General features: G+C 35.2%; 25 protein-coding genes. 4 read left to right on the top strand and 21 right to left on the bottom strand.

Annotation, left to right across the window (positions count from 1 at the left end):
• Positions 1 to 147: 147 nt before the first annotated feature.
• The 12 genes from BW929_RS08295 to BW929_RS08350 form a co-directional block, all read right to left on the bottom strand.
• Positions 148 to 1,650, bottom strand: coding sequence for a GGDEF domain-containing protein (locus BW929_RS08295; RefSeq protein WP_076544904.1), 1,503 nt, complete (start codon positions 1,648 to 1,650; stop codon positions 148 to 150).
• Between the two features lie 234 nt (positions 1,651 to 1,884).
• Complete coding sequence (gene hisIE / locus BW929_RS08300; protein WP_407645376.1) at positions 1,885 to 2,514, bottom strand: bifunctional phosphoribosyl-AMP cyclohydrolase/phosphoribosyl-ATP diphosphatase HisIE; 630 nt, start codon at positions 2,512 to 2,514, stop codon at positions 1,885 to 1,887.
• A 150-nt stretch (positions 2,515 to 2,664) separates the two neighbouring features.
• Positions 2,665 to 3,438 carry an imidazole glycerol phosphate synthase subunit HisF gene (gene hisF, locus BW929_RS08305; protein ID WP_076544908.1) on the bottom strand — a complete coding sequence of 258 codons (774 nt, stop codon included), beginning with the start codon at positions 3,436 to 3,438 and terminating at the stop codon, positions 2,665 to 2,667.
• Complete coding sequence (gene hisA / locus BW929_RS08310) at positions 3,431 to 4,159, bottom strand: 1-(5-phosphoribosyl)-5-[(5-phosphoribosylamino)methylideneamino]imidazole-4-carboxamide isomerase (protein ID WP_076544910.1); 729 nt, start codon at positions 4,157 to 4,159, stop codon at positions 3,431 to 3,433. The genes hisF and hisA overlap by 8 nt, the downstream gene beginning before the upstream one ends.
• Positions 4,160 to 4,765 (bottom strand): imidazole glycerol phosphate synthase subunit HisH, encoded by a 606-nt coding sequence (hisH, locus tag BW929_RS08315; protein WP_076544911.1) that lies wholly within the window; start codon positions 4,763 to 4,765, stop codon positions 4,160 to 4,162.
• Positions 4,766 to 5,353 carry an imidazoleglycerol-phosphate dehydratase HisB gene (gene hisB, locus BW929_RS08320; RefSeq protein ID WP_076544913.1) on the bottom strand — a complete coding sequence of 196 codons (588 nt, stop codon included), beginning with the start codon at positions 5,351 to 5,353 and terminating at the stop codon, positions 4,766 to 4,768.
• Between the two features lie 12 nt (positions 5,354 to 5,365).
• On the bottom strand, positions 5,366 to 6,472 hold the full coding sequence (gene hisC / locus BW929_RS08325) for a histidinol-phosphate transaminase (RefSeq protein ID WP_076544914.1): 1,107 nt from the start codon (positions 6,470 to 6,472) through the stop codon (positions 5,366 to 5,368).
• 68 nt (positions 6,473 to 6,540) lie between these two features.
• On the bottom strand, positions 6,541 to 7,854 hold the full coding sequence (gene hisD, locus BW929_RS08330) for a histidinol dehydrogenase (protein WP_084566141.1): 1,314 nt from the start codon (positions 7,852 to 7,854) through the stop codon (positions 6,541 to 6,543).
• Entirely contained in the window at positions 7,838 to 8,479 is a 642-nt protein-coding gene (gene hisG, locus BW929_RS08335) for an ATP phosphoribosyltransferase (protein ID WP_076544918.1), read from the bottom strand. The genes hisD and hisG overlap by 17 nt, the downstream gene beginning before the upstream one ends.
• Complete coding sequence (gene hisZ, locus BW929_RS08340; protein WP_076544920.1) at positions 8,479 to 9,744, bottom strand: ATP phosphoribosyltransferase regulatory subunit; 1,266 nt, start codon at positions 9,742 to 9,744, stop codon at positions 8,479 to 8,481. The genes hisG and hisZ overlap by 1 nt, the downstream gene beginning before the upstream one ends.
• Before the next feature lie 235 nt (positions 9,745 to 9,979).
• Positions 9,980 to 10,651 carry a deoxyribose-phosphate aldolase gene (deoC, locus tag BW929_RS08345; protein ID WP_076544922.1) on the bottom strand — a complete coding sequence of 224 codons (672 nt, stop codon included), beginning with the start codon at positions 10,649 to 10,651 and terminating at the stop codon, positions 9,980 to 9,982.
• A 54-nt stretch (positions 10,652 to 10,705) separates the two neighbouring features.
• The gene (locus BW929_RS08350; RefSeq protein WP_076544924.1) at positions 10,706 to 11,698 is read right to left on the bottom strand and encodes an aldo/keto reductase; all 993 of its coding nucleotides are present in this window, start codon (positions 11,696 to 11,698) and stop codon (positions 10,706 to 10,708) included.
• Between the two features lie 157 nt (positions 11,699 to 11,855).
• Here BW929_RS08350 and BW929_RS08355 point away from each other — a divergent pair, with 157 nt between their 5' ends.
• Positions 11,856 to 12,662 (top strand): histidinol-phosphatase HisJ family protein, encoded by an 807-nt coding sequence (locus tag BW929_RS08355; protein WP_076544925.1) that lies wholly within the window; start codon positions 11,856 to 11,858, stop codon positions 12,660 to 12,662.
• Between the two features lie 17 nt (positions 12,663 to 12,679).
• Here the strand turns inward: BW929_RS08355 and otsB are convergent, their stop codons facing one another.
• The 3 genes from otsB to BW929_RS08370 all read right to left on the bottom strand — a co-directional run bounded on the left by otsB (position 12,680) and on the right by BW929_RS08370 (position 15,207).
• A complete protein-coding gene (otsB, locus tag BW929_RS08360; protein WP_076544926.1) occupies positions 12,680 to 13,474 on the bottom strand; it encodes a trehalose-phosphatase in 795 nt (264 codons plus the stop codon).
• A complete protein-coding gene (locus BW929_RS08365) occupies positions 13,467 to 14,885 on the bottom strand; it encodes an alpha,alpha-trehalose-phosphate synthase (UDP-forming) (RefSeq protein WP_076544927.1) in 1,419 nt (472 codons plus the stop codon). The genes otsB and BW929_RS08365 overlap by 8 nt, the downstream gene beginning before the upstream one ends.
• 124 nt (positions 14,886 to 15,009) lie before the next feature.
• Positions 15,010 to 15,207 (bottom strand): helix-turn-helix domain-containing protein, encoded by a 198-nt coding sequence (locus BW929_RS08370; RefSeq protein ID WP_076544928.1) that lies wholly within the window; start codon positions 15,205 to 15,207, stop codon positions 15,010 to 15,012.
• Between the two features lie 262 nt (positions 15,208 to 15,469).
• Between BW929_RS08370 and BW929_RS08375 the strand changes: the two genes are divergently transcribed.
• Positions 15,470 to 15,775: a helix-turn-helix domain-containing protein gene (locus BW929_RS08375; protein ID WP_076544929.1), complete on the top strand. Its 306-nt coding sequence runs from the start codon at positions 15,470 to 15,472 to the stop codon at positions 15,773 to 15,775.
• A gap of 157 nt (positions 15,776 to 15,932) precedes the next feature.
• On the opposite strand, the gene BW929_RS08380 is transcribed toward BW929_RS08375, so the two are convergent.
• Both BW929_RS08380 and BW929_RS08385 read right to left on the bottom strand, forming a co-directional pair.
• A complete protein-coding gene (locus BW929_RS08380) occupies positions 15,933 to 16,523 on the bottom strand; it encodes an MBL fold metallo-hydrolase (RefSeq protein WP_076544930.1) in 591 nt (196 codons plus the stop codon).
• A gap of 111 nt (positions 16,524 to 16,634) precedes the next feature.
• On the bottom strand, positions 16,635 to 17,945 hold the full coding sequence (locus BW929_RS08385) for a glucose-1-phosphate adenylyltransferase (RefSeq protein WP_076544932.1): 1,311 nt from the start codon (positions 17,943 to 17,945) through the stop codon (positions 16,635 to 16,637).
• 219 nt (positions 17,946 to 18,164) lie between these two features.
• On the opposite strand from BW929_RS08385, the gene BW929_RS08390 reads away from it, so the two are divergent.
• Entirely contained in the window at positions 18,165 to 19,127 is a 963-nt protein-coding gene (locus BW929_RS08390) for a cytidylate kinase family protein (protein ID WP_076544934.1), read from the top strand.
• On the top strand, positions 19,127 to 19,663 hold the full coding sequence (gene hpt / locus BW929_RS08395; protein ID WP_076544935.1) for a hypoxanthine phosphoribosyltransferase: 537 nt from the start codon (positions 19,127 to 19,129) through the stop codon (positions 19,661 to 19,663). Before BW929_RS08390 ends, hpt begins: the two co-directional genes overlap by 1 nt.
• Before the next feature lie 14 nt (positions 19,664 to 19,677).
• Here the strand turns inward: hpt and BW929_RS08400 are convergent, their stop codons facing one another.
• From BW929_RS08400 to BW929_RS08415, 4 genes are all read right to left on the bottom strand, one after another.
• The gene (locus BW929_RS08400; protein ID WP_076544937.1) at positions 19,678 to 20,415 is read right to left on the bottom strand and encodes an SIR2 family NAD-dependent protein deacylase; all 738 of its coding nucleotides are present in this window, start codon (positions 20,413 to 20,415) and stop codon (positions 19,678 to 19,680) included.
• Positions 20,416 to 20,477: 62 nt separating this feature from the next.
• On the bottom strand, positions 20,478 to 21,152 hold the full coding sequence (locus BW929_RS08405) for a hypothetical protein (protein ID WP_076545009.1): 675 nt from the start codon (positions 21,150 to 21,152) through the stop codon (positions 20,478 to 20,480).
• 104 nt (positions 21,153 to 21,256) lie between these two features.
• Entirely contained in the window at positions 21,257 to 22,057 is an 801-nt protein-coding gene (locus tag BW929_RS08410) for a CsgG/HfaB family protein (protein ID WP_076544938.1), read from the bottom strand.
• Between the two features lie 31 nt (positions 22,058 to 22,088).
• Positions 22,089 to 22,517, bottom strand: coding sequence for a curli assembly protein CsgF (locus tag BW929_RS08415; RefSeq protein ID WP_076544940.1), 429 nt, complete (start codon positions 22,515 to 22,517; stop codon positions 22,089 to 22,091).
• Between the last annotated feature and the right edge of the window lie 12 nt (positions 22,518 to 22,529).

The following is a 22,529-nucleotide window of genomic DNA, read 5'->3' on the forward strand; positions in this document are numbered from 1 at the left end:
AGATTATGATATTTTTTTCACGTATATTACTAGATTCAATATAAATTTTGTTTTTCCTACCTAAAAATAGAAAAAGCCTCAAAAAGATTCTATTTCTTTAAATATAAATCTTTTTAAGACTTTGAAATATTATACAAAGTTATTTAGTTAAAAACTTATCTCTATATCTTTTTTCTCTCTTTTGGCTTTATACATTGCAGAATCGGCATCTTTAATTAAAGCTTCAAGTTCCTGACTATCATCTGGATAAAAACTAACACCGGCACTAACATTAATAAAAATTTCTTCTCCGTTCACAATTAATGGCTTTTTAAGTTCTTTGATGAGTCTTTTAGTTACCTTAATTATTTTATCTTTAGAACTTAAATCAGCCAGAGCAATAACAAATTCGTCTCCACCCATTCTAGCTTTTAAGTCTTTTTCTTTTAAATTATTTTCCATTCTAAAAGCAATATTTTTCAAAACCTGATCTCCGATATCATGGCCATGATTATCATTAATTGTTTTGAATTTATCAATATCAATAAAAACAAGTCCAATATTATTCCCAGCAAAATCAGCTTTCTCTTTTAATTTTTTAAATTCTTCTACAAAATATTTTCTATTTGCTAAACCAGTTAGTTTGTCATGATAAGCTTGATGTTCAAATCGCTTTAGCAAGTAAACTACAATAGCTATAAAACTGGCAAATAATGCTGCCAGTAGAACTATGTTAACTGCAAATAAATTTCTGTGACCGCTTATTTCTTCTCGCATAACCTGATCATTATATACGATTCCTACTACATAAGAATTCCATCCCTGCTCAGTTTTTTTATCACTAACTAAAGCCGGAAAAAAGCGATAACTATAATGAACACCAGCTATTTCCTTTGAATTTTCTTGAAGTGAATTGTTGAGCACAGCCTCTCTTGCCAATTCTTCTTCAAACTCAGGTACATCTGGATTTAAATAAGGCTTTTTACTGTTTCTGAGTTTTGCTACCTGGTGATTAACAGGCTCTACACTGTAAAAAGCAATGTCTTCTACCAACTCATATTCTTCTGTTAAAGCAGTAGCATCTTTAAAGAGATTCAAACTATGAAAAGAGGGGTACTGATCTTCAATACTAACACTGAGCTCAAATAAATATTGATTATCTGGACTTGGCATATAACTATACTTCTTGATTTCTCCAGCTTGAGTAGAAATATCAATTCTATCGACTTCAAATTTATCGCCTGCCATTCTTTCTCTTAAAATAGTGGCAAAACTCCCAAATTTAGAGAAGTCAAGACCTAGATCTTCCTCATAAGTGGTTTTTATAATTTTTAAATCTTTATTTACAATATATATATCATAGCCACCAAAATTATTCTGCACCCTATCTAAATCCCAGTTCATTACCTCTGGATTTTCCCGATATTTTGCCACCAGCTGCTCAGAATATTCCTCCATCTCCCCATTTAACTGCTGCTCGGCAATTTTATAAGCATTATTAATATAATTGACAGTCTGCAAAATATTTTTCTCGACCAGCTGCTGCTGACTGTTATATTTACTCTCTACTACTTCTCTAATATTGGTATATTGAGTTGAAAAAATATAAATCATGATCAGGGCCAGAAGTATTATTATTATGTACTTAAATCTACTCAGTAATTTTTCCACCAGTTCCCCTCCTACATATGCTAATTTTCCCGACTTTTCTTCTTAAAATAAAAAAAGTAAATAAAATCAATCATTTTACTATATTATAACATAAAAACAGAAAAAAGGCAGCCAAAAAAATAAGGTACCAGCCGCTCTGAAAAATAATCCAGGTGCTGATACCTTCACTTTTTAGGCAAAATTATATTTTAACCAAATAGAAAATCTTAGCTTATAATCAGTTAAATATAAAATTTATTTATGTCTTTTTTTAAGTTCTTTTCGAATCTGAGCTGGGTTAATCCCTCTTTCTGCAAGCAGAACCAGCATGTGATAAACTAAATCTGCTGTTTCAAAGATCAGTTCATCATCTGGCTCATTTTTAGAAGCAATTATCACCTCTGCAGATTCTTCCCCTACTTTCTTTAAAATTTTATCTATTCCCTCTTCAAAAAGATAGGTAGTATATGAACCTTCTGGCATTTCTTCTTTACGACTTAAAATTAAGTCATATAAAAAATCAATAACCTGATCTTCCTCAAATTCATCTGTGATATTCTCTATCTGCTCTTCAAAAACAGACGATTTTTCTTCATTACTAATATTTTCTGCAATTTTCCTATAAAAACAGGAAGTCTTACCTGTATGGCAGGCAGGGCCAGCTGGCTCTACCATAAAGAGAATAGTATCCTGATCACAGTCATAAAATATCTCTTTAATCTTTTGAGTATTACCTGAGGTCTCTCCCTTATGCCATATCTCCTGACGTGAGCGGCTGTAAAAAACTGTTTCCTCTTTTTCCAGACTGAGCTTAAGTGTTTCTTCATTTACATAGGCAACCATCAGCACATCTTTTGTTTTATAATCCTGAACAACAGCAGGCATTAACCCCTGCTCATTATATTTAAAATCAATCTCATCTAAATTATCGATTATTTCTAACACTCAACCACCATATCCTTTCTGATAAACAACTTAGAGTCTATTAATATCCTTAATATACTCTCATCTCATTTATTTTAAACAAATATTTTATTATTTATTTTCTTCAATTCTGACTGGTATTTCAGCTTTTTCTAATTCTTTTTTAACATCCTTTATTGCTATCTCTCCAAAATGAAAAATAGAAGCTGCCAGAGCTGCATCTGCCCCAGTTTTAGTAAATACATCTTTAAAATGCTGAATATTACCTGCTCCACCTGAAGCTATAACCGGGATATTTACTGCTTCAGTTACAGCTTTAAGCATCTCCAGATCAAAACCATCTTTAGTACCATCAGCATTAATACTTGTCAGTAAAATTTCTCCTGCACCAAGCTCTTCCAATTCTTTAACCCATTCAATTAAATCAATACCTGTCTCTTTACTGCCACCATGAACAAAAATTTCCCAGCCTTCTCCGTTTTCTCTTTTGGCTGCATCAACAGCTCCAACTATACACTGAGAACCGAATATCTTTGCTCCCTCTCTAACCAGCTCTGGATTTTTAACTGCAGCTGAATTAACCGAAACTTTATCAGCTCCAGCCCGGAGAATAAACTGCATATCTTCTACTGTTCTGATTCCTCCTCCTACAGTAAGAGGAATAAAAACCTGTGCTGCCACCTTTTCCACCAGTTGAGCCAGAGTCTTACGCTTTTCTTTAGTTGCTGTAATGTCAAGGAAAACAAGTTCGTCTGCACCCAGATCATTATATTCTTTAGCAGATTCTACCGGATCTCCAGCATCTATTAAGTCAACAAAGTTTACCCCTTTAACAACTCTACCGTCTTTAATATCAAGACAGGGAATAATTCTTTTTTTAAGCATTTTCTTCACCTAACCTTGCTAAAACTTCTTTTAAATCAACTTTATCCTGGTAAATAGCCTGACCTGTAATTGATCCATAAAAGTTTTCTGCAGCCAGATCATATAAATCCTGATTAGAACTTATTCCACCTGAAGCAATAATCTTTAAATCAGTCTCAGCTTTTAATTTCCTTAAACCCTTAAAATCTGGGCCGCTGAGCATGCCATCACGCCCAATATCAGTATATAGTATGTATTTTACTCCTAATTCTTCCATCTCTCTGGCAAAGTCGAGCATATCTTTTTCACTTGCTTCCAGCCAGCCTGAAGTTGCCACCTTACCATCTCTGGCATCAATACTGACCAGAATGCTCTCTGCTCCAAATTCTTCTATTATTTCTGCCAGCAGTTCAGGATTTTTGACAGCCAGAGTCCCAATAATTACTCTCTTGACTCCCAGATCAAGCAGACGCTTAACATCTTCTTTTTTTCTAATTCCTCCACCTGTCTGAATCTTAAGCTCAGTTTCTGCTGCTATCTGCTTAATTACAGCAAAGTTTTGACTTTCTCCCTGAGAAGCTCCATCCAAATCGACCAGATGCAGCCATTTTGCACCTTTTTCTACAAATTCTTTAGCAACTGCCAGTGGATCCTGGCTGTAAACTGTTTTCCGATCGAAATCTCCCTGTTTTAATCTGACTACCTCACCTGCTTTTAAGTCAATTGCCGGTAATACTATCATCTATAACAACTCCCTAAAATTCTTCAAAAGCTGGATCCCATTATCTCCACTTTTTTCTGGATGGAACTGGAATCCAATTACATTATCCTTTTTAACTACTGCCGGAACTGTAGTACCATACCCAACTGTAGCCAGTACATCTTCTGTTACCTGATCAAGCTGATAGGAATGAACAAAATAAAAATGAGGACTTTCAGGCAGCCCTTTAAATAAGGGATCATCTTTTATAATCTCCAGCTGGTTCCAGCCCATATGTGGAATTTTATAGTGGCTGTCCATTTTAACAACATTACCTTTTAAAAGCCCAAGCCCGGAAGTTTTTTGATCTTCATAACCCCATTCAAATAATAGCTGCATTCCCAGACAGATACCTAAAAATGGCTTTCCTGTTGCTACAAATTGATCAATAAAATCTATAAATTCATCTTTTTTTAACCTCTCCATAGCTCCGGGAAAAGCACCTACTCCCGGTAAAACTAAAGCATCATATTTTTTTATTTCTTCTTTTTTACCAGTTTCCAGAATAACTGTTTCTTCTCCCACAAACTCCAGTGCTTTTTGAATACTATTTAAATTGCCTGCTCCATAATCAATTATTGCTATCACTTAAAGCACACCCTTTGTGGAAGGAATTTTATCTGATTCAATCTGGACTGCATCCTTTAAAGCTCTGGCCAGCGCCTTAAAGACTGCCTCAACCTGATGGTGACAATTATCACCATGCAGAATCTCCAGATGAAGGGTAATCCCGGCATTAAAAGCAAAGGCCCGCATAAACTCTACCACCATTTCTGAGGGAAAATCTCCCACCATCTCTCTTGAAAAAGGTAAATCTGTATATAGATAGGGGCGGCCACTGATATCAACAACTGCTCTGACTAAAGTCTCATCCAGAGGAACTAAAGCACTGCTAAAGCGGCTAATTCCTTTTTTATCTCCCAGAGCCTGAGCAAAAGCTCTACCAAGAGCAATCCCGGTATCTTCTATTGTATGATGCTGATCAATATGAAGGTCCCCTTTTACCGAAAGCTCTAAATCAATATCACCATGACGGGCAATCTGATCCAGCATATGATCAAAAAAACCAACACCTGTTTTGATATCACTTCTACCTTCTCCATCCAGATTAACACTGGCAATAATCTCAGTTTCTTTAGTTTTACGCTGTTCCACTGCTACCCGATCTCTACTCATTATAAATCACTCCTAATTTTTCGCTTTAAATTCTTCAAAAGCTTTGAGTACAGCTTTATTTTCTTCCCGACTGCCAATAGTAATTCTAATTGCTGCCGGTTCTTTACTATAAGATCTAATTTTAATTCCCTGCTGATTTAAAATGTTTTTAAACTCTTTAGTTTTTTCTCCCTCAATATAAATGAAATTAGCCATTGAAGGATAAAGCCGCCATCCCTGATATTGATTTAATTTCTGATACATCTTCTGCCTCTCGCTTTTGATTAAATTAATTCTTTCTTTTATAATATCATTATTTTCAAGGATTAAACAAGCCAGAATATCAGTTAGGCTATTTAAATTGTATGGTTTCAAAACTTTTTCTAATTCTTCAACCAGCACCTTATTCCCATATAAATAACCAAAACGAATACCGGCCAATCCAAATGCCTTGGAGAAAGTCCTGGTTACTGCCAGATTGGGATGATTTTCAACTTCAGGCATCAAATCAAAGTCATTAAAGTCAGCATAGGCCTCGTCAATGATCAGCGGTCCCGAAAAATAATTTGCTAAACTTAAGATCATTTCTCTAGAAATAATTTCCCCGGTGGGATTATTGGGAGAACAGAGAAAAATTAGCTTGGGCTCAAACTCATCAATTTTAGCCTTTAAATTTTCAAATGTAAAATCATCATTCAGCGGTACTTCTTTATATTTACCGCCACTTAATTCTGTAAAATACTGATACATTGAAAATGTAGGTGCCTGAGATAAAACCACATCTCCTGGTTCGACAAAAGTTCTTATTAACATATCCAGTAACTCGTCAGAACCATTACCGACAATTATTTCTCCTGTACTTACCTCTTTATTTAATTCCTGACTCAAATAACTGGCCAGTGTCTGCTGCAGACGCTCAGAATAAATTTCCGGATATCGGTTAATATCATGCTGATCAAATTCTTCTTTAAATTTCTCCTTAATTTCTACCGGCAGATCAAAAGGAGATTCATTACCAGATAAATTTATCTTTACCTCAAAATTATCCACCTCTCCTCTATATGGAGATATCGCCCTAACTTCAGGCCTCAACAGCTCTTTTAAATCCTCTTCCTTCTTATTTAAATTATTACTGCTCATTATTTCCTCCTTTAATATTGCTGGTTCAGGATTGAATGTAGCTTTTACCTAAGTTTGAATCTTAAATTTTATTGATCCTGCTTTCTTATTTTTATCGAATTGGCATGAGCATCAAGACCTTCTCCTTCTGCCAGACAGATTACATCATCACTTGCTTCCTTAAGTGCCTCTTTACTGTAGTGAATAAAACCAGAATATTTAACAAAGTCACGCACAGATAACGGAGAAAAGAATCGGGCTGTGGAATTAGTCGGCAGAACATGATTGGGCCCTGCATAATAGTCACCAATTGGCTCCGGTGTATATTCCCCCAAAAAAATTGAACCTGCATTTTCTACCGCCGGCAGCAGTTCAAATGGATTTTTGACTGCTAATTCTAAGTGCTCTGGTGCTACCAGATTAATCATTTCTAAAGCTGCCTCCTGATTTACGACCTCAATCATCAGACCAAAATTCTCCAGTGATTCTTTGATAATATCCTTTTTACTCATTTCTTTAATCTGCTTTTCCAATTCCTCCTTCACTTTTTCTATTAACTCTGGAGCATCTGTAACCAAAATTGAAGAAGCAAGCGGATCATGCTCAGCCTGGCTCATTAAGTCAGCAGCAATATAGGCCGGGTTAGAATCTTTTTCTGCCATGATCATAATCTCACTTGGTCCTGCAATCATATCAATTTTAACCTGGCCAAAAACCAGTTCTTTGGCCATTGAAACATAAATGTTGCCTGGACCAACAATAATGTCAACTCCCGGAATAGTCTCTGTTCCATAGGCTGCAGCTGCAACTGCCTGAGCCCCTCCAATTTTAAAAATCCTATCTACTCCAGCAATTTTTGCTGCTGCCAGAATTACTGGACTTACTTTACCTTCTTTGTCTGGAGGGGTAAGCATAATTATTTCTTCCACTCCTGCAACTTTAGCTGGAATTACAGTCATCAACACAGATGAAGGATAGGCAGCTCTACCGCCAGGAACATAGACGCCTGCTCTTTTGAGAGGCTGACAGATCTGTCCGGTTATAATCCCTGGTTTTTTCTGTTTCTGCCAGGATTTATCTTTCTGTTCAGCATGAAAATCCTTAATATTTGCTGCCGCATTTTTTAAAGCTTTTATAAAATCTTGATCTACTTCTTTCAGAGCAGCTTCAATTTCCGCCTCTTTTACCTCCAGCTCTGAAGCTTCAAAGTCTACCCCATCAAAGCGAGAAGTATATTCTAAAACTGCCAGGTCTCCATTTTTTTGCACATTCTTTAAAATCCCTGCTGCAGTCTCTCTATATTTAGCCAGATTATCACCGGAACGACTGTCTAAAAGTTCTTTAACCTGTTCAACATTTTTACGACCATTGCTAATTTTTTTTAACTTAAGCATTACTATCATCCCCACTGACTACTTCGTCTAAAGCTTCAATGATTGCAGCTATCTCATCCTGTCTGGTCTTCATACTCACTTTATTTACAACCAAACGAGCAGATAAATCCCTGATACTCTCATAAATCACCAGACCATTTTCTTTTAATGTTCTACCTGTTTCCACAATATCTAAAATAGTATCCGCCAGACCTGTAAGTGGGGCCAGCTCAATCGAACCATTAAGTTTAATAATTTCCACTGGTTCTCCTTTACTGCGGAAATAACGTCGGGTAAAATCTGGATATTTAGTCGCTACTTTTCGTTCAAGCAAAGTATCTTTTCTGTCCGGTAATCCCGCCAGGGCAAACTCACAGACTCCATATTCTAAATCAAGCACCTCATATAAATCTCTATTTTCCTCCAATAAGGTGTCTTTACCTACAATTCCCAGGTCAGCTGTACCATATTCTACATAAATTGGTACATCAGCCGGCTTAACCAAAATTATTTCAAATTTTTCGCTCTCAATTTCGAAAATTAATTTGCGTGATTTTAACATATTTTCAGGTAAGTCATATCCAGCCTGACGAAAGAGTTTAACTGCTTCTTTAGCCAGCCTCCCCTTGGCCATAGCAATACAGAGATTGTCCATTATTCCCACTCCTCTATTTTATTTAAAATTAAGTACTCCAGTGCTTCTTTTTGGTTTCTTTCAATTACAGCACTGGCACCACCATTTTGCTTTAATTCCAGTTTATCAGCTTCCAGGCAAATTTCGAAATTTACCTGCTGAAAATCTAAATACTCTTTATTCGCACCATTATATATTTCAGCTACAAAGCCAGCCCTTCTTAAATCTTCTGCTAGCTCAAAAGCAAGCCGCATATCTGAATCTGACTGATAAGAGAGCAAAAATCGTTTTTCCTGATCCTCAGCAAAGTTCTCCGTTCTATTTAAATAATCAAGCAGATTTTCAATTTCAAGAGCAAATCCAACAGCCGGTTCTTCTACTCCAAATTTTTCAGTTAGATTATCATAACGACCACCACTGGCCAGCAAATTACTGTATCCCCGGGCATAACCCTTAAAAATCAGTCCTGTATAATAACCATGACGCGAAATCAGCATTGGATCAAAAGTAATATAATCCAGTAATTCCAAGTCTTTTAATCTGGCAAAAAGACTGGACAGAGTTTTTAAGACTTCTTTTGTTTCTTGAGATAAAGGCATTTCTTTCATTACTTCAATTACCTTTTTAGGAGAGCCGAAAAGGGAAGGAAGTCTCAATAATACATCTTCTGCATCCTCCGCAAGCTCAACTTTTCTCAAGTAATTCTTTACACCTATTTTATTTTTAGCTGCCAGCAATTTGCGCAGCTCCACTTTTTCATTTTCAGCAATCTTTAAGTCTGCAAAAATTTCATTAATCAAATCTGCATGGCCTATATCAATCAGGGGAGCTTCAACTCCCACTTTCTTTAAAGTCTTAATTAAAAGCATAATCATTTCCAGATCAGATTCCAGACTGGCAGAACCAATTAGTTCTACACCGGCCTGAGTCTTTTCCTTTAAACTTAAACTCTGAGAATTTTTTGATTGGAAAGCAGAACTTAAATAAGAAAATTTTAAAGGCCGGGGGCTATCCTGAAAGCGACTTGCCGCCAGACGAGCTATTGGCATTGTTAAATCAGGTCTCAAAACTAAAATCTGTCCTTTATCATCTACAACCTTAAACATCTCACTTTTATCAACCAGTCCCTCTATACCTGCATACAATTCTAAAGATTCCAGAGTTGGTGTAATGACTTCCCGATAAGCACTGGCTTCAAAAACCTCTCTGATAGTCTGATAGATAACTCTTCTTTTTCTAAGTTCTGCCGGCAAAATATCTCGAACACCTTCTACAAATGCATTCATCTATAGCAACCTCCTGTTTAATTTAGTCCTTTATCATATTAAAGTATTAAAATGTTGTATCTATTATATTGATTATGATCTCTACTGTCAAGTCTTTTAGCAAATTTCCTATTCTGTCTTAATTTTAACACTATTTAGGCTAAATTTAAAACTTAAAAACCTGCTGGAAAATATCAGCTCCAGCAGGTCTCCTTTTAAAAATATTTAGCTTTATATCTAGCAAAAATTTATCATTTTAATAATCAGAATTCACTTCATTACCTTCGATAATTTGCACACCGGAACTGGCTCCAATTCTGGTTGCTCCTGCTTCAATCATAGCTTTCGCTTCTTCCAGACTGTGAATTCCGCCTGATGCTTTAACTCCCATTTCTTTACCAACAGTTTTTCTCATGAGAGCTATATCTTCCACAGTAGCTCCTCCACTGCCAAAACCAGTAGATGTTTTAACAAAATCTGCTCCAGCTTCTTTTGCCAGTTCACAGGCTTTAACCTTTTCCTGATCTGTTAAATAGCAGGTTTCGATAATTACCTTGACAAGCTTATCACCGGCGGCCTCAACAACTGCTTTGATATCATTTTTAACCAGTTCGTAGTCTCCTTCTTTTAAAGCTCCAACTTTAATCACCATATCAAGTTCATCTGCCCCTTCGGCTGCTGCTATTTCGGCTTCTGCAACCTTAGTCATAGTTGCATTGACTCCAAGGGGAAAACCAATTACTGTACAGACTTTTACCGGAGAATCAGCAAGTTCTTCAGCTATTAAAGTCACCTGGTCCGGGTTAGCACAGACTGAAGCAAAATTATATTCTTTCGCCTCTCTGCATTTTTCCCTCACTGCTGTTTTCGTTACTTCTGCTCCTAAAATGGTATGATCAATCATCCCTGCAATTTCTTTTTTAGTCATTAATTAAAACCTCCTGTATTTTAGTAAATATTAATTTCTCGAATAATCATTTTATTAAAAATAACTGATATTTTTTTGTTCCTCTAATCTGTCTGTTGCCGGTGGAGGAGTAATGGAAAGCTCTGTAATTTCTTTTCTCCAATCCTCTGTCATCTCGATATCTAATGCCCCCAGTGAACCTTTTAGCTGTTCAAGATTACGAGCCCCAATAATTGGAGCAGTAATAGCCGAATTGGACATTACCCAGGCAACTGCCAGCGAGGCTGGTTCGACACCTCTACTATGAGCATGATTGCTGAAATCTTCTGCTATCTGATAATACTGTTTTAAGCCATAGCGGGTAGCATAATCATCTCTCTCTACCAGTCTCCCTTTGTCAGGACGTCTGTCCTTACCGTACTTACCTGTCAAAAGACCTCCCCCAAGAGGGCTGTAAGAGATCACTCCCATATTCTCAGCTTCTGCCATAGGCAAAATTTCAACTTCCGCCTGTCTTTTGGCAAGATTATACATTGGCTGCACCAGTTCAAAGCGGGCCAGACTTTCCTGACGGGAAATGCCAAGAGCCTTTTCTATCTGCCAGGCTGCCCAGTTGCTAACAGCTGGATATAAAATCTTACCCTCTTTAACCAGAGCATCCATAGCCCTTAAAGTCTGCAGCATATCAGTTTTACTATCAAAACTGTGAACAAAATAAAAATCTATGCGGTCAGTTTTCAACCTCTTTAAACTCTCTTCTACTCCCAGTTTTATGTGGCGTCGTGAGAGCCCCTGAGCATTAACATCTTCAGCAGTCTTACCATATACTTTAGAAGTAATTACCAGATCATCTCTACAATTATTTTCCTGCATAAATTTACCGAGAAGTTCCTCAGATCGTCCTTCATTGTAAACATCAGCAGAGTCAAAAAAATTAACACCTCTATCTAGAGCCGCCTTAAACATCTTGCGCGACATCCCTTCGTCAGCTATCCCACCAAAAGACATCGTTCCAAAACAGAGCGGAGAAACCTGAACTCCTGTCTTACCAACTGTTCTGTATTCCATTATTTATCCCTCCCGAATTTGCTGTATTCTTTCTATTACCATTATATTCAATTTGAAAGTTAGATACAAATAATTCTTTAAATTTTAAAAAAATTTAATTTGAATAAAAACTATGCTATGATAAGGTTAAATATAAATAACCTGGAGGAGATTTTTAATGTATACTTTTGACTATCACCTGCATTCTAAATTTTCAGCTGACTCAGAAATGACAATGGACGAATTATGTCAGACAGCTGTTGATAAAGGCCTGGATGAAATAGCAATCACTGATCACCATGATATAGATTATAAAGACAACACAATTGAGTTTTTACTTGATAAAAATAAATATTTAAAAGAAATAGAAAAGTGTCAGCAGAGATATAAGGGAGATTTAGTTATTAAAAAGGGAGTTGAAATAGGTCTGCAGTCTCACATACTTAAAGAATGTAATAATTATTTAGATCAGGATTTTGATTTTATTATTGGATCTTTTCATACTGCAGAAAAAAAAGATCTTTATAATGGAGATTTTTTTAAAAATTACAGCCAGTGGGAAGCTTATATTCAATATTTAAAATCCGTGCTTGAAGTCGTCCGAAACTATGATAATTACAGTGTAATCGGTCATCTGGATATTATCCGCCGTTATGGAGACTTTAATACTCAACCGGATTTAATGGAAAACAACAAAGCTGCTGAACTAATAAGAGAAATTTTAAAAATAATTATTAGAAAGGATAAGGGACTGGAAGTTAATACATCCGGTTATAGAATTGATGCTAAAAATCCTCTCCCCAGTTTTGAAATTCTGAAACTATATTATAAACTGGGAGGAAAAATTTTAACTATTGGTTCGGACAGTCACACACCGGACAAAGTAACTAATAAATTTAATTATACAAAATCAAAACTGAAGGAGATTGGTTTCAAAGAACTTACAACTTTTGCAAAAATGAAGCCAGTATTCCATAAAATTTAACAAAAAATCGCAGGAATTTAATTCTCTCCTGCGATTTCTACTAATAATTCTGCTGTATCTTCCGGATCATAAAGATAATATTCTGCTTCAGTACTTAAATCATCTTCATTTTTTACATAAATTGTAATACCATTTTCTATAACTCTAAAAACATCTTCATCTGTACTATCATCACCAATATAAATCTGCAAAGTGTTGTCTATCCCCAGTTTCTTATTAATCTGATTACTTATATATTTTACTGCCTGACCTTTATCCCAGCCAGCAGGTCTGATTTCAACAATTTTTCGCCCTGCTAAAACCTGATAAGCAGTGTTTTTAAATAAAGCTTTTAAATCTTTTTCTGCTTTCAGCTGCTTCTGTTCAGATTCAAAGTGTAGAGCAAAACCAAAACCTTTATCCTCCAATCTAACCCCCGCTTTCGCCAGATACTTTTCTTTGCTTTTCTGATAGTTCTTTTTGCTTAAAACATCAATTTCATTAGTCTGATAGGGATAGATAACCCCTTCCGAAAAAAAGAGCTCGATTTCCAGTCCATGACTGCCAGCAAAATTACTCCGCTTAAGATCGATCATCTTTTTAAGCTCAGCTAACTTTCTACCTGAAACCAGGCTTAAATAATAAGCTTCTTTTTTTTCCAGTTCTTTTAGATTAGTCTCAATTTCTGGTAAAGCGAAAGCAGAAAGGGGATCAGGCTGAAAAGGAGCCAGAGTTCCATCATAATCCAGAAAAAACAGCACATTATCTGCTTTTTTGATTTGAGCTTTAATATTATTAAGATTTAGATTGTCCAGTGCATATTTTTTATTCATAACAATCAATCCAATTTTCTAGAAAATAATCACGCCACCAGTTAATATCATATTCTTTTAGATCAGCTTGAGCCTGCTCTAATCTCTCTTTTTTCTCTGCTGCAGGCATCTCCAGACCCTGATAAATACCATCTGCGAGCTCCTCAGTATTATATGGATTCACCTGGATAGCACTGTCTAAATATTCAGCTGCACCTGCAAATTCAGAGAGCAGCAGAACTCCGGAATCCTGAACTGCCAGATATTCTTTAGCAACCAGATTCATCCCATCAATTGAAGCTGTAATCAATGCCAGATCAGCCGCTTTATAGTAAGGAAGCAAATCTTCCTGAGGAACTGAACCATAAAAGTATTTTACAGGCTGCCATTTATCTTTTTGATATTTTCCATTGATTTCCCCTACCTTTTTTTCAATTCTTTCTTTCATCTGCTGATATTCTTCAATTCCTGTTCTACTGGGGGCAACTCGCTGAACAAAAGTTAGTTCACACTGATATTCTGGATACTTTTCAAAAAATTTATCAATCCCTGCCAATCTTTCTTCAATTCCTTTGGTATAGTCCAATCTATCAACAGCAAAAATCAGTTTTTCAGTTTCATAACTCGACTTGATTTCTTTTGCTTTTGCAAGGTAATCCTCATCCTGAGCTAGATTACTAAATTTCTGATAATCTATTCCCAGGGGGATACTTTCCACTCTAGTTTTTGCTCCCTGATAATATACTTCTTTCTCGGAAAAATTGACTTCTGCTCCAATCTTTTCAGCACAGCTTAAAAAATTATAGACAAAAAGATCTGTATGAAAAGCCAGAAAATCAGCAGCCAGCATTCCTTCTATAATCTCTTTTCGCCAGGGAATAGTCCTAAAAGCCTCCCAGGCCGGCCAGGGTATATGCCAGAAAAGTGATGTTTTAGTTTCCGGTTTTTCTTCTTTTAATATACCGGGAACCAGAGCCAGATGATAATCATGAATCCAGACAAGATCATCTTCCTGCAGTTCATCCAGCACACTTTCTGCATATTTCTGATTTACCTGTTTGTAATTTAGCCAGTAATCCTCCTTATAATTTGCTTTCGAGATAAAAGTGTGGCTAATTGGCCACATAACTTCATTCGAAAATCCGTAATAAAAACCATTTTTCTCTTCTTCACTCAACTTCACTCTTTTTAATGTGTAGCCATCATTATCAGGAACTTTTACCTTATTATCCTGATCAACAACCTCAAAATCAGCCTCACCTCGACCCCAGGCAATCCAGAGCCCATTATCTTCCTGCATCATTGGATCGAGACCAGTTGTCAGTCCACCGGCAAGTTTCTGCTGCTTAATTCCCTGATTTTGATAAACGTGTTTATACGGTTCTCCATTGGAAACCAGAACAAGTCTTTTCTGCTTTAATTCTGCTTCCATAATTATTACCTCCTATTTTTGCAACTTCTCACTTCTCCTATATTAAAAAATAACACAAAACAGAGGTAATTAAAGTAATCATTTAACAAAAATCAGTTTAATTAAATTTTGCATTAATATTCAGTCATTTTAAAAGATCATTTAATGAAACATCCAGAGCCTTAGATATTTTTTCTAAGTTTTTTAAGGAAGGGCTCTGAAGTCCATTTTCAATATTACTTAAAAAAGACTGGGCAATACCTGCTTTCTCTGCCAGTTTAAGCTGAGTCAGCTCTCTTTCTTTTCGAAACTTTTTGATTTTCCTTGCTAACTTTGCTGACATATTTCTTCCTCCCTTAATATTTTATTCACTATATACTATACTATCACTATAATAATTTATCTTCAATAATTATAATGATTAATAAGTTATATATTAATATTTTTTATAATCTTCAGAATTAAATTTATAAAATTTTATCTTTTTACTATTTTTTGCAAGAAATAAATGGTATAATAGTGTTAAATTATCATTATAGTGATATAAATTATTTATTAACTATCTGGAAAGATCACAAAAGAATATCTGCAGGGAGGTATTGATTATGAATATCGGAAAGCGTTTAAAAAAGTACCGTAATGAAAGACATTTAAGTCAGAAGAAGTTGTCACTTCACACAGGAATCAGCCAGTCATTTATTAGTTCAATTGAATCAAACAAACAGTCACCCACAATTACAACTCTGGAACGAATATGTGATGTTCTGGGAATTACAATTGCAGAATTTTTTTCTAAACCAGATAATGCTGTTCCTGATTCATTAAAACCTCTGCTTGATAATGCTCGCCAGTTGAGCCCTGTTCAAAGGAAAAGCTTAATAAATTTTTTAGAAAGTCTAAATAGTGATTAATCGTTTTTACATAAAAACCCTCAAGAAAGTTAGAAATCCTTTCCTGAGGGTTTCTTAGTTTTAGTTATAGAGGTTATAAATATAAAACCAACATTAAAAAAAGACCTGCATCTAAGGCAGGCCAAAAATTAACAATATTTATTGAGTATAATAAGAGTTATATCTCCAATTCTTCCCCAATTTCTATTACTCTGGACTCACAGCCAATCTGCTCAAATTTACTGGACAGTCCTTTTGCCTGCAGCAGTTCCTGTCTTTCTTCAGGATCATAATGATAGGGAATAGCCATTGCTGGATTTAACTTAATAACCTTTTCTAAGTAATCGGAAAAATAGTCATTAAAACAGGCTGTAAAAAGCAATTTAATCTCATCTCCGGGATCAGGATAATCAGAGGCATCAGCTGTCTGATATAAACCTTTATAAAAATAGGCTACAGACCCCTCAGAATTATAGCAGTCAACATCTAAAACCTTAATTTCATCCTCTATTACATCTCCTGCCTCTACAACTTCTCCCTCAAAATCAAACTTGTCATAAACAGATTGTGGAGCAAAAACTTTAGTATCTTTCCCGCTTATAGCTGCCAGATCATCTAAATTAATGTGATCATCATGCTCATGAGTAATTAATACAATATCTGCTACAAAATTGCTTTCTACTTTAAAGCTGGGGTCAATGACAATTTTGTTATCATCTTCAATTAAAAGAGCCGAATTTCCTAACCACTTAACTTTGATAATAATCATCTCCTGTTGAATTTATTAGATCTAACAATATTAATTTTAACACAAATTTTTCAATAAACAAAATAGCCCCCCACCAGAAGCAGGGAGCTTATAAATAACTTTTTATTAGCTTTAAGTATTTAACTCTCTTACATGAGCTTCGTCTCCAGCTGCAACCTTTTCTCCTATTTCAGAACTAATCGTGCTGCCACTTGGGATTTCTTTATTTTCAAAATCATCTACTCCCACATAAGAGAAAATACGACAGTTTCGTCCAATAGTTGTTCCTTCAGGAATAGTAGCTCTTTTGGCTATCACATTCAGCCCATTTGCTAAGAGGTCTGGTTTATCCTTATTTGGTGTATAATCATCACCAGAACCTATCTTACAGTTAGCCATTACCTCAACTTCTTTATCAATAATAGCTTTTTCGACTACAGAATTACTCCTTATTATTGTATCATTAAAGATAATCGAGTCTCTAACTACCGCCCCTTCTTCAACATAAACTCCAGGACTAATAATTGAATTTTCTACAATTCCATTAATAATTGAACCATTGGAGATTAAACTTTTCGAAGCACAGGCATCCTTACCAAATTTAACTGGAGGTTTTTCTTCACTTCTGGTATGCAGTTTCCAGTCTTCATTATATAAATTTAGACTTGGAACAGGTTCAGTTAGCTCCAGACTGCTCTCCCAGTAAGCCTCAAGTGTACCTACATCTTTCCAGTAATCATCAAATTCATAGAGATAAACACCTTCTTTTTCAATCATAGGTGGAATAATATGATGACCAAAATCAGAATCCTCTTCAGTACAATATTTTTCCAGAACTTCCAGCAGTACTTCTTTTTTGAAAATATAAATCCCCATTGAAGCTAAATTACTCGGTGGATTTTCCGGTTTTTCTACAAAATCTGTGATTCTCATTTCATCATTATAAGCTAAAATACCAAAACGATTTGCATCCTCATAAGGAACAGGTTGAGCTGCAATTGTTAAATCAGCTCCCTTTTGACGGTGGTAATCTATCATTTTACTGTAGTCCATCTCATAGACGTGATCTCCAGATAAAATCACTACATCTTCCGGATCTTTATTTTCAATAAAACTAATGTTTTTATAAATAGCATGAGCTGTACCCTCATACCAGTCTGTTTTCCCCGGCTTACCTCTATAGGGCTGTAGGATTGTAACTCCACCCAGTCGGCGATCTAAATCCCATGGTTTACCAATTCCTATATGATTATTTAGAGAAAGTGGTAAATACTGAGTCAAAACCCCTACATTATAGATTCCGGAATTAACACAGTTGCTTAAGGCAAAGTCAATCAATCTAAACTTTCCTGCAAATGGGACACTCGGTTTAGCTCTATGTGCTGATAAAATATCAAGCCTGGTTCCTCTGCCACCTGCTAAAATTAATGCTAGTGTTTTCATAGAATACCCCCTATTTGTTAGAACAAAACTATATTATTTTTTTCATCTTATATTTATATATATTAGGCAAAATTAGGTAAAATCCTTTATTTTTTTGAAAAATTCCGACTTGAAAAAGTATTCTCTTTTATCAGAAATCGTTTTAGTATTTAACCGGCTAAATATAGTTTGTTCCTGCTATTTATGCTATAATATAATTAAAGAAAGAAGGTGAAATTTATGCAGATAATTACAATTTCACGACAGACAGCAAGTGGAGGAGAAGAAATTGCTGCAGAACTTGCCAATAGACTTGGCTTAAAACTAATTGACCGTAATTTTGTTCTAGAAAACTGGCTGCCCGAAGTTGCTGATGAGCATCAGCTTCATATGCTGGAGCAGAGTTCTAAATTCTACACTAAGATACTAAATCCTGATGCTGAAAAAAAAGAACAGCTATCTTTTGCTGACTATATCGCTCAGAGGCTGAAAAAAGAAGCTGAAAAAAATAATCTTCTGATTTTGGGGCTGGGTGCACAAATTATTTTCAAAAAGCATCCTTATACTCTTCACTTTAAAATTGTTGCCAGTGAAGAATACAGAGTAAACGAATTAAAACAAAAATATGGGCTCCACCAGGAAGAGGCAGCAAGAGAACTTGAGCTGGCTGACCGCAAACACCGTCGTTATGTCTGGCGGATCCACAAACAGGACTGGGAGGAAACAACACTCTATCATCTTACTTTAAACAGAGACGGTTTAAATCTGGAAGAAAGTCTCTCAGTTTTAATGACTCTGGTTGATCTAAAAAAAGAAAATCCAAAACCACTGGAAGATAATATTGATATTAAATCGGAGAATATTGAAAGTGAGAGTCAGCGCAATTTTGGTCACGAAAGCGAAAAAGAATTTGCAAAAATTTTGGATATGCATCATATTAAATGGGAGTATGAGCCAAGTGAATTTCCACTGGAATGGGATCCAGAAGGTAATGTGGTCATGGCCTTTAGACCGGATTTTTATCTGACCGAACATGACACTTATGTTGAACTAACAACTATGAAAAGAAAATATACAACAGAAAAAAACAAAAAAGTAAGACTGCTGCAGCAGCTTTATCCTCATATTAAGATAAAAATTGTTTATAAAAAGGATTTTGAACAACTGGCTGATAAATTTGAACTCAATGGGAGTGAGGATTAATGAAAAAAGATAGTTTAGGTAAAATAATTCTTTCCGAAGATTTAATAGCAAGAAGAATTGAAGAACTGGCAGTTCAACTTAATCAGGATTTTAAAGATAAAGAAGTCATTCTAGTCAGTATCTTAAAAAGCTCTCTCTATTTTATGACTGACCTGAGCCGCAAACTTGATTTCCCCGTTAAACTTGATTTTCTGGAGTTGAATCACTACGCTGATCAAGATAACTCGGGTATTATCCGGGTAACCAGAGATTTAGAGTTTAGTATCGCCGGCAAAGAAGTACTGATCATTGAAAATATAATCAGAACTGGTTTAACCCACAGCTATCTGCTCAAAAATCTTGGTTCCCGCAACCCGAAAAATATTAGCATCTGTACACTACTGCATATTAATGAAAATAAACTGTTAGATCTACCCGTTCAATATACTGGCTTTGAAATCGAAGACAATTTTGTGGTAGGATATGGCCTTGATTATCAGGAAAAATATAGAAATTTGCCCTATATTGCAAAATTAAAGGAAAACCCTCAGCTCTAAGCCAAGATTCTGAATTATTTATATAATTCTGCTTCAATTTGTTTCATTGCCCGACTGGCTTTTTCCTGAATAAATAAATTTGTAATATCATTTGTAAAGTTAGATTCCTCTATATTAATCTCAATTATTTTAGCACCTTTACTTCTGGCAACTACCGGAATTAAAGATGCTGGTTGTACTTCACCAGTCGTTCCTATAATAATAAAGAGATCTGCTTTTTCCGCTTCCTCAAATGATAACTTTTCTGCTCTATCCGGGATAGCCTCTCCAAAAAAAACAAAATCTGGTTTTAATATTTCTCCACATTTTCTGCATTTGGGCGGCAGCTCTGCAAGGATTTTATCTGTTACTGGATATTTTTCTCCACACTCTGTACAGACAAGTTCTCTCGAATTACCATGGAATTCAAATACATTTTTACTTCCGGCCCTCTGATGCAGATTATCTATATTCTGAGTGATTACAGCCTGAACATAACCATCAGCTTCCAGACGAGCAATTATCCTGTGAGCATCATTGGGTTCAGCTTTACCAAAATAATCATAAAAAATTTCTTTTATAGTAATCCAACTTTCTGCGGGATGTTTATAGAAATTTTTAAGGTCTAAAATTATTGGATCATATTCATTCCAGAGACCATTTTCTCCCCTAAAAGGTGGTACACCACTCTCCACTGAAACACCGGCTCCTGTAAATACTGTCACATGCCGGGAATGCTTTATTAAATCAGCAGCTTTTTGATATTCATTCATATCACTCACCTCACATTTATTATATCATATTTTTTCGATAAATAATTAATTTTTTAACTAAGCTAATCCAGAAAGTCATCCTTATCGTCTTCAAAAGTCCGCATAAAATCTACAGCTTTTTTGCTGATATCAAAAAATTCTCCTCGCTGTCTTTCGCGAAAATAACTGCTCTGTTTAAAGCTGACAAAATTATCCTGATCAAGCTGATAGATCTCCATTAAACTCCAACCCCAATCATACATTTCTCCAATTTCCTGTCTAAAAATTTTTTTAGAGTTCAATATAGTTTTAACCCTGTAGTTAGTATGATTAAAAGGCTTAACTTTTTCATCAGCATTATAGGTAATCATATCTTCGATTTTAGCCCGTTTTTCATCCATCAAATTTTCAAATTTTAGGTGAGCTGGATCCTTTTCTACTGCCTCAATTTCTTTTTTGCCGAGATAATGGAGATTAAAGTCATACAGCACTTTCATTTTTAAGTATATATATTCTTTTACATCCGAAAAACGCCCTTTAATTTTTTTTACCGGATAATGAACAGCTTTTCTCTTTTTTATGTCATTATCTTGATTTGTTCTAACCAGTAATACTATATCTCCTACAACTGCAGAATTATTAAGCTTGTTTTTATCTAAAAACAACTTTTGGCTTTTGCCCTTAAGTAAACTTTCTATTGCAATCTTTGAATCAAAATCTATAATTTTATATAAGTCAACTTTTTTAGTTAAAGTCATATTTCCCACCTCAATTTTTATTATAACATAATAAGCCAAAAGAAAAACCCTGCTATTTAAGCCAGGGAGTAAAAATTAACATTATTTTTTATCAAATTTATCTTTTATAAATTATTATTTGCAGATAATTTGTAAACAGCTTCCTCTAATAAAGTTCTAACAACAAGATTAATAACTTCCTGTCTACCTTTTCCAGTTTCAAACTCTACTATATTATTACCCATAAATGAAAAAGCCTCAAGACTAATTTTTTCTCCAATAATTTCTTTTTTTAAACTTTTAGCCCAGACTACTTCTCCAGAACTTGTATCAGTAACTCTTAAATCAACAGCAGCACTGGCTACTGCGTACTCCTGCTGACCACCTTTGCCCGCAATTCTCAGTCCAAGTCCACCAGTTTTTTTATCAATTTGATATTCTGTAATCGCTCCAGATATAACATAATCAGCTCCTGTAAGCTTCCCAATAACTGGTCCCTCATTGTCTATAACTCGATCATTAGCTACTAAGTTTTGCTCAGTCATAAAGTTGTTAAAATCTGCTCGATCAAGAACTTTATACTGTCTGGACCTCATCAGTGCTGTAATCAACATTTCTGTAGCTCCCTGAGAAACTACAGGAGAACCACTTTCACTATACTGGCCAGTTTTATCCTGAATATCATAAATTGCTATTTTAAATTTTTTTTCTATTTCAGGTAAAGAAGCCAATAATTGAGTGGCTGTTGTTACATTTTCCTTTGAAGATAAAATCCGATCTGCAGATAATGTAACTTCGTTTATCAATTTAGCAGGTGCCTGTGCTTCAGTTAAATTATTATTCTCTACCGCTTCATTCTCTACTGCAGCCGGGGCACCTCCTGTTAATAGTGAAACAACTAATAATACTGCTATCATTCCTTCCATAATATTTCACCCCACAATATATTTTAAAGCATCATTGAAGATCTTCTGCTGAAGGCCAATCATCTGTTGAATATTCAATTTCTGTAACTTCACCTGTAGTTTTATTGGTTAAAATTATAGTTACAACACCAGTTATTTCATCTTCATTAACTGTTACTTCTAAATTCCCAACATCATAATTACCTTCTGCCAGACCATCTTCAACCATTTTATTTACTATATCCTGTTGAATTAAACTCATAATCCTGCCATTAAGACCACTAATGAACTGCGCTATAGGATCTTCTGATAGGCTCATCTCATGCTGAGTAGATGCAATGTTTTGAGCCACCTGCCTGGCATCCGGATCATTAAAAGTTTGAAAACTCCAGCTTGTAGTAGAATCTGCACTTATAAAATTTGAAAAAAGAAAAGTAATTAAAAAAGATCCTAATAAAATGTATAATATTGTTTTTTTCATTATCAGTGAAAC

Source organism: Halanaerobium kushneri (genome assembly GCF_900156285.1).
In the GTDB taxonomy this organism is placed as follows: Bacteria; Bacillota; Halanaerobiia; order Halanaerobiales; family Halanaerobiaceae; genus Halanaerobium; species Halanaerobium kushneri.